The sequence below is a fragment of the Endozoicomonas sp. ALD040 genome, from assembly GCF_049275945.1.
Classification (GTDB): domain Bacteria; phylum Pseudomonadota; class Gammaproteobacteria; order Pseudomonadales; family Endozoicomonadaceae; genus Endozoicomonas_A.
The window spans coordinates 3,834,137-3,846,953 of record NZ_CP184829.1 but is presented as its reverse complement, the minus strand read 5'-3'; the positions used below and the strand labels follow the sequence as shown (position 1 = coordinate 3,846,953).

Genomic DNA, 12,817 nt, shown 5'->3' with positions numbered 1-12,817 from the left:
GCTTCTTTTATAACTTACTCGAACTCAGATTGACGAGTTGTACTTACACGAATTCGGAGCATAATCTGCGGCAGCACTCGTTCCACATGACCATGCGCCAGTGGCAGTGCGAGACCAAACAATTTTCTTTCCTGCAATCTGCCCATTCATTCCATTCGCCGACGTCTCAAGTGTAACTTCAATGGCACCTGCTGTACTGTTCGCGTTGACACCCGAAACCGCTACACTTGCAATGGATGCTGCATTAGCAACATTAATAATATTACCAATAGCTGTATTATCTTGAGGAAACTCTCCATTCTGAGCAATAAAATCTTCTAAAGCAGTTTTATAACCACCTATAAAAGATATGGGTTCTGCAAGTTGTGCACGAGCGACATAATTCTGATACTGCGGAATAGCCACAGCCGCCAAAATCCCAATAATCGCCACAACGATCATCAATTCAATCAGCGTAAAACCACTTTGTTGTTTTTTCATTATTCTTAGCCCCCTGAGGACATACATTTTTATTATTCATTATTAAGCCACCACAGGCCGCAAGCACCCGCCAAAAACGACACACGGCCACCCTGGCTTGCTCAGTCTACCCACTGCACCCGACAGTGACGCTTCCATAAATACTCTTTCATCCAGTCCATTGTCTGATGGGCAGAATACGATGAAAAAATAACCACTCATGGCTGTAATGTCTTCCTGACTGCTCGCTGAGAGCTTTTTGATGCAAAACTTTCTGTCCTGAGACCCTGTGCGAAAGTGGTACATCAACCTTATCCAACTGCAGAGACCGCACACAGATAAGGGAACATCCTTAGAGCATTACGATATATTCCAGAAAGAAAAAAGCAACCTTTTTCTGGTGTATTTGTGCTGTTTTGGTCAACTTTTTCAGCTTGACAAAAAACACGGTTTCTGACGTTTAGTTGCCTGACAAAAGACAGCCCCTGAGCCACACAGGATTCTGGCAAAAAGAAGGGTTTCAACTATAGTTCCTCCCACTATCAGTTTAAGGCCAACAAGGAGCCCACCTGTGCAAAATGCCCTGTTTAAAGAACTCAAAAGAATGGGTATGGACGAAGATATAGCCTTGGATCTCCCCCCCTAAACAGGGTCTTAATGTTGACGAACTGGTAGAACTCCTCTCCAACATGCCAAGACTGGGGGATGAGGCAGAGAGTTTTGCCGAAGATGTCAGAATGGCTCATTCTAACGACTCATTACCAGATTCATCATGGGACTGATCGAAGTCACTTAAATGCTGGTTGCCGAACATCCCCCCCAAAAAGCCTGTTAAGAGGGAGACTATTGTAGAAAGTCTGCTGGCCAGAAATCAGCACTCATAGCTTGGTCGTAAGTCCAGGGACAAGTCGAAGGAAACGTCTCAATAGTCAACCCTGTCTCTTTGGTCGCCTCAATCAGTGCATACCGGTAGGCTCTTTCCATGGCTGCCGGGATTCTGGGTTTAAGGCTGGGGTTATCGTTAATGTGATCCGAGAGTTCTGCCCTTTGGCCTATAATCGTATACCGCCAGCTATTCGATTGCAGACCCGGCTGATATTGCCACTTCAGCAAATGCATCAAGAGAATCTTCAAACGACTGACTAGCTCTCGATGCAGGTTTTTCCCCATAGCTTCTATTTCCAGTGCAATATTCTTGATATCGGCTTCATCCAAATTCCCGGACCTGAGCAAATCAAGCTGTTGATTGACCCATCCGTAAAAGTCAGAGTCGTAAAGTGGCTCGCCCATCAGATATCCCTCCTGCCAAAGTAGCTATTATAGTCATTCATTCTGAATTCAGTGCGTCTTAACCTCAAACCACCTCCAACCCCGAAGCCTTAAAATGAGCAAACACCTTCATGCCAATTTTCAGCACCAACCGATCCACCGACTTTCGTGTCACCAGGGCCATTAATCTCTGCTCCCCAAGACACAATGTAATTAACTGGTGCCAGTCGTCTCTTGTTTGTATTGAATCAATCACCACCGGCAAACGATTCAAAACACTGGTGTCGCGAAAATCTTCCAGGACAATACTTACTTCATGGGCAGGGACAATCATTCGCACTCTGGCCCCTAACGCCAAACCTGACTCGTGAACATGCAGCGTATGGCCTTCCGCATTCAGAACAGTAAGCCCATAGTCTTTATCATGATCAACCACTTCTGCTTCCAGCATGGATAACAGCGGCTCATGCTGATCATCTACGGCTAATGCGCTGTTTAACAGAGTCTGACTCTGATCTTTGCCGGTCACAGTGCCCCGGTGCAGTAATAACACCTTGTCTGTCAGGCGAGCCACCTCTTCTCTTGAATGACTAACCATGATGATGGGGATATTAAAATCCCGGTGAATACTTCTTAAGCAGGGCAATATCGTTGCCTTGGAATCCCAATCCAGAGAGGCCAGAGGCTCGTCCATTAACAGCACCTGTGGCGCATTCAACAAAGTACGGGCAATGGCTACACGTTGTTTTTCTCCGCCGGACAAGGTTTCAACGCCGCGACTTAACAAGTGACCAATGCCTGATTGCTCGACGACTTCTGCAAAGGTTAATCCCTGTCGATCAGTGTTTGAGCGCTTCATGGAAAACTGCAGGTTACCCAGAACGCTCAAATGTGGAAATAAACGGGCTTCCTGAAAGATGTAACCTATCCCACGTTGTTCCGGGGGTACAAAAATACCCTGTTCGCTGTCCATCCAGACCTGTTCATTAAACTGAATCCGACCCAGCACCTGTTTTTCCAGACCGGCAATGGCTCTGAGCAGCGAGGTTTTGCCACAGCCCGAAGCACCCATGATGCCCCAGACAGCATTGAGCTTCAGGGAGCTATTGATGGAAAGATCAAATCGATCCCGGGGCAGTTGAATATCCAGTTTCAACATCAATGATTACTCACTCCAGACACCTGTCGCTTGTCAATGCTATAGAGGGCTACCAGCATCACAAGAGCAAAGGTTAACAAACCCGCTGCCATAGCATGCGCCTGATCCAGCTGTTGGGTTTCCACCGCATCGTATAAGGCAATGGACAATACCTGGGTTTCGCCGGGAATATTGCCGCCGATCATGAGCACCACTCCAAACTCGCCCACAGTATGAGCAAACCCCATACAGGCAGCCAGTAATAATGCTCTGAGGGAATTAGGCAGAACCACATTCATAAACCGGTCAAGCCGACTGGCACCCAGCATTGAGGCGGCTTCAAGCAGACCATAATCCAGCTGCTCAAACGCTCTTTGCAGAGGTTGTACGACAAATGGCAACGAATACAGTACAGAAGCAACCACCAGCCCTGAAAAACTGAATGCGAGGGTAGAACCGGTTAGATCAACCCACCACTGGCCCAGAATATTGTCTGGCGAGAAGGCGATTAACAGATAAAAACCGAGTACCGTCGGCGGAAGCACCAGTGGCAAACCCACAAAAGCTTCTATCAATGGCCGAAAACGACTTTTCATATTGGCCAGTTTCCAGGCCAGAGGGACACCCACCAGCATTAATAGCAGCGTCGTCGTCAGAGCCAGTTTAATGGTCAGCCAGATGGCTGTGGTCAGCATTATTTCGCCCTATCCTTGATGGCTGGAAAATAGCCATGCTCAGCAATATATTTCTGGGACGAGACAGACAACACAAACGCCGAAAACGCCTGAGCTATCTTTTTATGTTCTGTCCTTTTCAGTATCACCATATCCTGACGAACGGGATCATAAAGCCTGTCCGGCACATAGGTGATTTGCTTCAGCTCTTCACCCGTCAGCTGAGATAAGGCAACCAGCCCCATATCAACATTACCGCTGGCAACAAACTGCCAGGTCTGCTGAATGTTAGCGCCCAGAACCAGCCGCCCCTGATAACTCTGCCATAACCCCAATTTTTCAAGAGATTGTTTTGCCGCCAGTCCGTAGGGAGCGGTTGCGGGGTTGGCAATAGCCAGTCTTCCCTGCCAGTCTTTGAGCTGCTCAATGGAAGAGGGGTTTTTATGTTCTGTTCGATGCCACAGAACCAGACGACCATAGGCGTATGTTCTGCGACTGTCTGGCAGCACCCTGCCATTGCTTTCCAGCTTCAGGGGTCGGGCTTGATCGGCTGAGAAGAAAAGATCAAAAGGAGCACCGTGCATAATCTGGTGATAGAGCACGCCGGTCGACGCTGAAGAGATACTGACCCTGTGGCCGGTCTGACGCATAAACTGTTCAGCCAGATGTTCCAGCACAGGTTTAAAATTGGCCGATACCGCCACTCGAAGATTGGCGGCGGTTGCGCCTATGCTCAACAACAGTGTCAGCATACCCAGCCAATACTTCACAAGGATTCCTGTCCCCAGCGTTTGGCTGCCTGTTCATCGGACTCTCTGGCATCGACCCAGCGATCACCTTCTGGCGTGGTTTCCTTTTTCCAGAAAGGAGCACGGGTTTTCAGGTAGTCCATAACAAACTCACAGATCTCAAAGGCTGCTTTGCGATGGGCACTGGCCACACCGACAAAAACAATTCTGTCGCCCGGCTGAAGCTGTCCAACCCGGTGAATTACTTTAATGGCTTGCAGTGGCCAACGTTCTGCGGCTTCATCAATAATTTCCTGGAGCGCCTTCTCGGTCATACCCGGATAATGTTCCAGGTACAGCCCTCCCACATCATCCCCGAGGTTTTCATCCCGCACCAGTCCGGTGAAAGTCACCAGCGCCCCGGTACCGGTGTTGCCACTGAGCTGATCCTGTTCATAGCCCGGATCAAAGTCGTCTTTCTGTATCGAGATCATGATCACCCTCCGGTGACGGGGGGAAAGAAAGCAATTTCGTCGCCTTCTTTTATTTCAAAATCCTTGCGGGTCATGGTCTGGTTCAAAGCCACCAGGGTGCGTGAGTCATTGACGACTTCCTGCCAGTCTTGCCCCTTTGCAGAGAGCAGACTTCGGAGTGCAGAAAGATTCTCTGGAATCTCTGCCAGCTCCAGTCTGTCTGTACCCAGCTTTTCCCGGTAGCTGGCAAAAAAAAGAACCTTAATCACCGGATTTACTCTCCTCTGGAAAAAGTCTGCTACTTTGAGAGTTCTACTCAATAACGTTCTACTAAAACAAGGCTGTATCTATGTCACCCATCGAAGCCAGACTCGACATACTGGAAATACAACATAAAAACCTGGACGCCGACGTGCATAGCCTCGCAAAGGTCTGTGCAGAAATCAAAAATATCGCCCTGACCAATCAGAGTGATATCACCGGATTAAAGCTTGATGTCGCAGACGTTATCAACGACATTGCTGATGTTAAAAATGATGTTGGGTCGGTTAAGGAACATGTCAATGCCTTAACCGCTGCAACTCATGCCGGCTTTATGAGAACCGACAAACGCTTTGATGAGATGGACGCCAGATTCACCGAGCGTACGGATCAAACGGATAAAACAATTAATCAAATGAACACTGAGCTCAATGAACGTATGGATCATATGGACTCAAAATTCACCAAGCGCATGGACCAGATGGACTCAAAATTCACAAAACGCATGGACCAGATGGACTCAAAATTCACCGAACGCATGGACCAGATGGATTCAAAGTTCGCCGAACGCATGGAGCAGATGGATGCCAAGTTCACTGAACGCTTTGAACAACTGGAATTATTAATCCGGCAACGACAACCCATTAACTAAAACCCGCAAACCAGTGGCAGCTTCCTATGTTGCCACAGCCATCTACCCTGCTTTGTAGTGGCCGCCCTTGCCACCGCTTTTCTCAAGCACCCGCACACCTTCAATGCACATATCCTTATCCACCGCCTTGCACATGTCGTAGATCGTCAAAGCCGCCACTGAAGCTGCTGCCAGTGCTTCCATTTCAACACCGGTTTTACCGCTCAGGCGACAGCAGGTCTCAATACGTATGCGGTTTTGCTCTGGCTCAAGTTCAAATTCTACGCCAATGAAGTTAAGCATTAACGGATGACACAGAGGGATCAGGTTGCCACACTGTTTAGCAGCCTGAATACCGGCAATGCGTGCTACCGCCAGAACATCGCCTTTCTTGAGACCATTGTCGGCTACCAGTGCCAGCGTTTCCGGCTTCATCACCACGAAACCTTCTGCCCTGGCTTCACGCCGGGTGACATTTTTGTCACCCACGTCCACCATGCTGGCCTTGCCCTCTTCGTTGGTATGGGTGAGCGACATCAGCCTTCAACCTTTTTGAGTTGCTCGACAAAGTTGCAGGGGCGATGACGACGGTCCAACTGCTCTCTGATAATACCTTCCCAGGCAGTCTTGCAAGCGTTGTTAGAACCCGGCATCGCAAAAATGATGGTGCCATTGGCCAAGCCGGCAACGGTTCTCGACTGAATAGTAGAGGTACCCACCTGCTCATAGGAGAGTTGCCGGAACAGCTCGCCATAACCGTCTACCTCCTTGTCAAAAATGGGGAGTAAGGCTTCCGGTGTACTGTCACGGCCCGAAAAACCTGTGCCGCCGGTCACCAGAACGACCTGAACATGATCCGAGGCGATCCAGCGGGATACGACTTCACGAATCTTGTAGATGTCGTCTTTGACAATGGCTTTGTCAGCCAGTTTATGACCGGTGGCGGTCAGATTATCCACCAACAGTTGGCCGGAGGTATCTGTTTCCTCTGTGCGGGTATCAGAAACAGTCAGAACCGCAATATTCAGGGGTACTAATTCAGTTGCTTGCTTATGAGCCATCATGTCTCCGTTAATACCGTTAATCATTTCTCAAGCTTTTCCCCGCTCTTGGCTTTCAGGGCACGATGCCACTCATCGGGGGTGTTGGTGTTCTGGAAATACGCTGCCATTGGGGCAGGAAGCGGGACAGCCACACCCTGCAGACGATCAAACAGCCGTCCAAGTGAATAGTCTTGGTGATCCTGACTGCTCAGCGCACTATTGACGGCACTTCGTAGCTGGCTGTCGACAGGCAGAATAAGTGGCAGGGAAAAGGTTTCAAAGATAACCGCCCTGCCCAGCTCAGCTGCAGATAATACCAGCTTCCTGCAGGCTTCCGGTGGCAATAGAGGCATATCCACTGGTACCACCAAAAGGTTCACACCATCGGGTAGAGTGTCAATGGCCGCATGAACACCGCCAAGAGGTCCCCGGCCAGGTATTTTATCCACCAGCGCCCTGCTGCCAAACTGGTCACCACTGAGCAGTACTTTATCGATACCCGACTCATGCAGCAGATTTTGCATATGTTGAAACAGGGGAATGTTCTGCCAGAGCAGACGAGCCTTGTCCTGCCCCATCCGGGAAGACTGGCCACCCGCCAGCACCAGTCCGATAGTTTGGGTCATATTCAGGCACCCTGACCATAAAACGTTTTGCCAGATGAACGGGTTGAGGATTCTACCAGTCTGTCCTGTAGAGGTTAAGGCTAAAAAGTTGCATAGCCCAAACCGGTAACCAAAAATGACTGGTCGTTTAAATCTGCTCTTTACCGAACCGATTCCGTGCCGCTAATTAAATTGATGGATTCCATCCTGCAGACTCCCGGGAGCGAAAAAAGACTTTCCCGGTCAATCAGGGAAGCATCAGAGACTGACATGCCCAGCATAGAAGAACACATAAGCCATCATCTGGGGCTCATCGACCAGGCTACTCAGGAAGGGCGGGCCTGCCGTGTCGCTATGGGCAGGGATGGTCGGCCAGTTGTAGAGACCTCCCCAAAAGAGTTTCTGAAGCAAGGCTCCTGGAAACTGTTACACCGGAGAAACGCAGAGGCTGAAAGAACGCTCAGGGAAATGATCATCGACGTTATTCGCAAGCCTGAGACTAGCTTATCTCTGCGAAAACAGGTCTTTGAAGGCGCCAAAGCCGGTCGATACGTCTTTTTTTCGGAAAGGGAAGCCAAAGTAATAGAAGAAAACGAAGCACTGATGTTACGCCCTGACCAAAAAAAAGAACCCGTTACCAGCAAACCTCTGCCAAAAAGAAAAGTCAAACTGCAGGATGCCATGAACTTCAAAGGACGGATCAGAGAGGTGTCCGGCAACCCGAAGAGGCACCAGTTTCCCGATGCCATGAAAAGCAGTGGCCCTGCCAGAGAGGTTAAAAAAAGGACACCTCCGGAAATCCCTGCTATTCCCTTTACGCCACCGACCATTACTGTTACTCCACCCGCTGAAGAGGCCCAACAGCCGGGTGAATCAACACCGATAGACTTCGAAGCAACGCCTGTGCTTCAGCAGCCGTCAGAAACCACAGACTCTCCGCCCATCAACGGCGGCATCCCCTACATACCGACACCGGTGGAAGTGCCGGAAGACCCGCCTGAGGCCCCGGTTTCTCCAATATCAAGACCTATCACTCTGGTCCCAATGGATTCGCTTGAACGCCCGGTGATTTTTCCGAAAGTGCCCCGGCTTATGCTCGAAGAGGCTCGAAAAGAGCTGGAGACAAAGCTGCCTGCAATCAATCTTGCCGACGCAGATCAGTTTCTCTGGTTGTACTACACCTGTGTGTTTCTCGAAGAACACACATCCGACGACTCGGATGAATTAAAAGCGCAGCTGGAGCAAAGCTTTGCCGCTGCCGGTCTGTCTAATCAATACAGAAAACGGCAAACCGAACAAATGTGGCAGGCGGTTCGCATGCTGAAAGCCGACTTGTCGCCCGAAGCGTTCACTGAATGCACGGATGAGATCAGTCAAATCAGCAGCCCCATGCGTTTCAGCCTTACCCAACACCTGGTCAGGGATATCAATCAACTCGGTTTTCGAAAACTGCCCTACCCCAACGGCGATCCGGCTAAAAAAATCGATGCATTTCAGCTGGAGTTTCTCGAGCAGGTTAAAGATACCGACGAATTAATGGAAGAGCTGGGCTTTGAAATCGAAGATCCCGATGAAAGTGACCACCCCCTGGAAGCCAGGGCAAAGCTGGTGGATGTCAGGGCACAGTTAGAGAACGAATTATTAACCTACAGCACCGAGCATGAGTCCTTTGCACAGTTGGTTGACCAGCTGGAAGAGGTTGATCCTGCTGAAATCAGAAAGAAAATCGAAGATGGAATAACACTCACCGGGGAAGAATTACAGGCCATTATCGCAGCCAAAAAGCAGAAACTGGAAATAGCGCAGCGGCTGGGAAAAAAGTGGGGAGACTCCCTGCTGCTGGACGGACGTAACTGGCCAGACAGCTATTCCAGGCAAACGTTGTCGAAACTTTATGATCTTGCCAGTCTGGACAGCCCGGCCATTAATGCCACTCTTACTGGCTGGATTCTGGATAAACATCAGCAGGCGGAATACCACCCACAAGTTATCATTGATGGTTCCGGCATCCATGGACTGCTGGCGGCGTTGACACAGGTTGAAGCTGGCGCCAATGTTACCCTGTTATTGAACCCGGAACCCGTCTTTGCTGCCAACGAGACAGTCCGGCTCGACCCGCAATGGATGGAAGCATTACGCTTTCATCTCGGTGCACAGTTTGACCTGCTGTTTACAAGCCTGCCAGACCCTGAACACCATTCTCCACAAAACACTGACAGCAGCTCAGGTCTGCTGCACCCGGACGGTTTTGGAGAAATTTCAGCGGGCACCCTGCATCAGGCTCTCTGGAACCAGGTCCTTGAGATGGCCGGGCCTGATGCGTCGCCCCTTAAAATGGTCGCCAATGCCCGGGTCGTCGATATTGAAGCGCCTGATCAGCAAAATACAAAACATCTTGTTCATCTGGAACATCAGAGCGAACAGGGCAGCCACAGGAACAAAGTCCCTGTGGACCTCCTGATCAATGCCCGGGCAGAGCCTGACGCGCCCAGCGCCGAATATCTGGCAACAAAAACCGTCGATGATAAAGCCCATAAGGCCGAGACTGACGGGCAAGCCAGGCCGCCAAAGCGTTTAGCCTGTCGGTGTGCATTTTCATTGCCCCCGGCTTCCGCTCTCAATGAACCTGCGCTAAGGAGCCCTTTCTACACGACGGTTACCGACTCGTCATTCAGCCAGTCTTTGGCCAAAAACATGCAGGAGAGACTGGGTCATATGGCGCCTGTCCTTCCTGGTATCAGAGAGAACATGCTCAACAGAATCCAGCTCAACCTGATCGAAAGGAAGGAAGATTTTGACAACAACAGCCAATATACAATCACTGGCGAATTGGAAAAGCTCTGCCTCTCACTTAAGAATGAACCGGTACCGTTGAAAATCTTTCACACTGAAAACCGGCACGTCATCCAGATTGACATGGAGCTACCTGCCCAACTGTGCCAGTTTCTTGAAATTGCCGATGCTTACCTGCAACACCATGACGCAACTACCCAAGAGGCAGCAGCCATTCGTCAGCAGATTATGGCGGCATGGTTTGAAACGGTGGTGGTGCATACAGAATTGCCTGAACGGGGCATCCAACCGGAACACCTGAGACTGGATTCCCTGTCTACTTTTGCACCGAAAAAGACAGCTCTTGATCCCGCCGTTGAGACCCTTGAGGCTGATAACAGCATGCTCACCATAACGGCCATTGGCCCTGCAGCCGTCAAAAACCCAATGTCTCCCGAAGCTAACCAGACCTCGGCCAGAGAACATATCTTCCAGTGTCAGGCGTTGACTGAAAAGCTGTCGGAGCACTACAGCCCGGAGGGTCATCTTAAGGACGCTGAAAACCTGCTGGAAGACGCAGAAGATATGGCACAAAAGTACTTATTACTGCAAAAATTCGTTTTTGAAGACGATTAATCCTGCAAGAACTTCATCCTTTATTAGACTTTAAGGTTCCTCTCCTACGAACACTAATAATTGAATGAGGTTGTATCATGTCCAGCCATCTGGAAAACACTACAGCATTGAAACAATGGACTGCAAGACTGGCTGTTCCCCTGTCGTTCTGTGCACTCCTTCTGGTGATCTCTTTGCCTCTTGAAGGTTTGACCGCTTATGGCCAGATTATGCTGGGCATTCTGGTTTTGGCGGTCATTCTCTGGGTAACAGAAGCTTTGGCTTACCCTATCAGTGCCCTGCTTATTGCTGCACTGGTTACCCTCCTGACAGGCATTGTCCCCAGCAGTGAAACCGGTGCAGTCCTGGGTACCAGTAAAGCACTGGGACTGGCGATGAAAGGCTTTTCATCGCCCAGCATTATTGTTATAGCCGGTGCACTGATCATGGCTGCCGCTATGCAGTCCACAGAGCTGGACAAACGTATCGCCCTGACCATTCTGTCACGCATTCGCCCCAGCCCCGGCGCTATTATTGCCGGCTGCCTTCTGGTCGGCGTGGTGTTTTCGTTTATGATTCCTTCACCCACTGGACGTACGGCCGTTCAGGTTCCTATTCTGGCAGGGGTGATCGCAACACTGGGCCTGGACCCCAAAAGCCGTCTGGCAGCGGTATTGATTATGGGGGCCGCCCAGGTCAGCACAATATGGAACGTTGGTGTCATGACAGCCACCGGCCACAATGTGGCGGGCCTTGAGTTGATGCATGAACACACGGGCTTCACCATGACCTGGATTCAATGGTTGATCCATGCCGGTCCCTGGTCGGCCCTGATGACGGTAATCCTGTATTTTATTTTGAAAATGGAGGTCAAGGGACACGCTTTGAAAGACGACATCGGCCAATGCCTGGACACCTCTTCCGACCCCTGGACCTCCCAACAGAAAAAGCTGGCACTTTTTACCGTTCTCCTGATCAGCCTCTGGGTGACCGAGGGCACGTTTCACCACATTACTGTTCCAGCCACCATGTTATTGATGTCCGTTTGTCTGCTGCTGCCCGGAATTGGGGTCTTTGAAAGCTGGAAAGATATTGAGAAGCGCATTCCCTGGGGCGTCATCGTCATGTTTGGCGTCAGCATCAGTCTCGGTCAGCAACTGGTGAGTACAGGCGCTGCTGCCTGGCTGGCAGAACGCTGTTTTTCATCCATGGAAATTCACACCATGTCGTTGGCCCTGCTGGTGTTCGTCATGACATTGTTTACTGTGGTCATGCATTTGGGCTTTGCCTCGGCAATGAGCCTGACCGTAGCATTACTGCCAGTATTCCTGGCTTTTGCCGACACCCTGCCAGACAGCATGATACATAACGCCATGGGGCTGGTGCTCATACAACTGTTTGCCGTGAGCTTTGGTATGATTCTGCCGGTGAACTCACCCCAGAACATGGTGGCCTATTCAACAGGCACCTTCCAGGCAAAAACATTTGCCCGGATCGGTTTGCTGCTGACTCTGGCCAGTCTGTTGACCTTTGTACTCTTCTCAATGACCTGGTGGCAGTGGACCGGACTCTTGTCTCCGACCCATTAGCCAAAACAGGATAGAGTGTGAAGCCACCTATATCTTAAGTCGAAGATTTGCGGTAAGTTTCACACTCTCATACCAGCCGATTTCCAGCCTATGTCTTCACCAGCCCAAGAACCTTTCTGGCGCACCAAAAGCCTGAAAGCCATGACCCGTAATGAATGGGAGTCTCTTTGTGACGGCTGCGGGCGCTGTTGTCTGAACAAACTCATTGATGACAACACCGGCGAGATTCATGCCGTCGCGGTTTCCTGTAAATTACTGGATCTCACAACGGGTCGATGTCAAAACTACAAACATCGCCGCAAGTTTGTGCCCGACTGTATTATGCTCACCCCCGGAACCATGCAGGAACATCTCCCATGGCTGCCCGACAGCTGTGCATATCGGTTATTGCATGAGGGCTATGATCTACCTGAATGGCACCCTTTGATTACGGGTGATCCGGACTCAGTTCACAAGGCTGGTTTTTCAGTAAAAGGAAAACCTGTCGCATCCGAAGAAGACGTGCCAGACCCTTCGGATTGGTTTGATTACATTATTCGCACCGGATGACAGATAACTCC

15 protein-coding genes are annotated in these 12,817 nt (G+C 50.2%); 4 read left to right on the top strand and 11 right to left on the bottom strand.

The genetic code is table 11. From position 1 onward, the window contains the following. Window positions 1-24 precede the first annotated feature (24 nt). The 8 genes from ACOJUN_RS13985 to moaD form a co-directional block, all read right to left on the bottom strand. Window positions 25-480, bottom strand: a complete 456-nt coding sequence (locus tag ACOJUN_RS13985) for a pilin (protein ID WP_422132554.1) — start codon at window positions 478-480, stop codon at window positions 25-27. A gap of 42 nt (window positions 481-522) precedes the next feature. Then, complete coding sequence (locus ACOJUN_RS13980) at window positions 523-765, bottom strand: hypothetical protein (RefSeq protein WP_422132553.1); 243 nt, start codon at window positions 763-765, stop codon at window positions 523-525. Window positions 766-1,302: 537 nt separating this feature from the next. Next, complete coding sequence (locus ACOJUN_RS13975) at window positions 1,303-1,749, bottom strand: DUF29 domain-containing protein (RefSeq protein WP_422132552.1); 447 nt, start codon at window positions 1,747-1,749, stop codon at window positions 1,303-1,305. Window positions 1,750-1,813: 64 nt separating this feature from the next. After that, window positions 1,814-2,887, bottom strand: a complete 1,074-nt coding sequence (gene modC / locus ACOJUN_RS13970; RefSeq protein WP_422132551.1) for a molybdenum ABC transporter ATP-binding protein — start codon at window positions 2,885-2,887, stop codon at window positions 1,814-1,816. Continuing rightward, window positions 2,887-3,561 carry a molybdate ABC transporter permease subunit gene (gene modB, locus ACOJUN_RS13965; RefSeq protein WP_422132550.1) on the bottom strand — a complete coding sequence of 225 codons (675 nt, stop codon included), beginning with the start codon at window positions 3,559-3,561 and terminating at the stop codon, window positions 2,887-2,889. The genes modC and modB overlap by 1 nt, the downstream gene beginning before the upstream one ends. Further along, a complete protein-coding gene (gene modA / locus ACOJUN_RS13960) occupies window positions 3,561-4,310 on the bottom strand; it encodes a molybdate ABC transporter substrate-binding protein (RefSeq protein WP_422132549.1) in 750 nt (249 codons plus the stop codon). The genes modB and modA overlap by 1 nt, the downstream gene beginning before the upstream one ends. Further along, complete coding sequence (gene moaE / locus ACOJUN_RS13955; RefSeq protein ID WP_422132548.1) at window positions 4,307-4,762, bottom strand: molybdopterin synthase catalytic subunit MoaE; 456 nt, start codon at window positions 4,760-4,762, stop codon at window positions 4,307-4,309. The genes modA and moaE overlap by 4 nt, the downstream gene beginning before the upstream one ends. Before the next feature lie 2 nt (window positions 4,763-4,764). Next, window positions 4,765-5,010: a molybdopterin converting factor subunit 1 gene (gene moaD, locus ACOJUN_RS13950; RefSeq protein ID WP_422132547.1), complete on the bottom strand. Its 246-nt coding sequence runs from the start codon at window positions 5,008-5,010 to the stop codon at window positions 4,765-4,767. 80 nt (window positions 5,011-5,090) lie between these two features. Here moaD and ACOJUN_RS13945 point away from each other — a divergent pair, with 80 nt between their 5' ends. After that, the gene (locus ACOJUN_RS13945) at window positions 5,091-5,654 is read left to right on the top strand and encodes an MYG1 family protein (RefSeq protein ID WP_422132546.1); all 564 of its coding nucleotides are present in this window, start codon (window positions 5,091-5,093) and stop codon (window positions 5,652-5,654) included. Window positions 5,655-5,696: 42 nt separating this feature from the next. Here ACOJUN_RS13945 and moaC read toward each other — a convergent pair whose 3' ends face one another. Genes moaC through mobA form a run of 3 tightly spaced genes read right to left on the bottom strand, consistent with a single transcriptional unit; the run spans window position 5,697 to window position 7,302 of the window. Continuing rightward, complete coding sequence (gene moaC, locus ACOJUN_RS13940) at window positions 5,697-6,173, bottom strand: cyclic pyranopterin monophosphate synthase MoaC (protein ID WP_422137075.1); 477 nt, start codon at window positions 6,171-6,173, stop codon at window positions 5,697-5,699. Beyond that, complete coding sequence (moaB, locus tag ACOJUN_RS13935; RefSeq protein WP_422137074.1) at window positions 6,170-6,694, bottom strand: molybdenum cofactor biosynthesis protein B; 525 nt, start codon at window positions 6,692-6,694, stop codon at window positions 6,170-6,172. The genes moaC and moaB overlap by 4 nt, the downstream gene beginning before the upstream one ends. A 23-nt stretch (window positions 6,695-6,717) precedes the next feature. Next, window positions 6,718-7,302 (bottom strand): molybdenum cofactor guanylyltransferase, encoded by a 585-nt coding sequence (gene mobA / locus ACOJUN_RS13930; RefSeq protein WP_422132545.1) that lies wholly within the window; start codon window positions 7,300-7,302, stop codon window positions 6,718-6,720. Window positions 7,303-7,476: 174 nt separating this feature from the next. Between mobA and ACOJUN_RS13925 the strand changes: the two genes are divergently transcribed. The 3 genes from ACOJUN_RS13925 (at window position 7,477) to ACOJUN_RS13915 (ending at window position 12,806) form a co-directional block, all read left to right on the top strand. Then, window positions 7,477-10,689: a hypothetical protein gene (locus tag ACOJUN_RS13925; protein ID WP_422132544.1), complete on the top strand. Its 3,213-nt coding sequence runs from the start codon at window positions 7,477-7,479 to the stop codon at window positions 10,687-10,689. A 77-nt stretch (window positions 10,690-10,766) separates the two neighbouring features. Continuing rightward, window positions 10,767-12,257, top strand: coding sequence for an SLC13 family permease (locus ACOJUN_RS13920; RefSeq protein WP_422132543.1), 1,491 nt, complete (start codon window positions 10,767-10,769; stop codon window positions 12,255-12,257). Window positions 12,258-12,347: 90 nt separating this feature from the next. Further along, a complete protein-coding gene (locus ACOJUN_RS13915; RefSeq protein WP_422132542.1) occupies window positions 12,348-12,806 on the top strand; it encodes a YcgN family cysteine cluster protein in 459 nt (152 codons plus the stop codon). Window positions 12,807-12,817 lie beyond the last annotated feature (11 nt).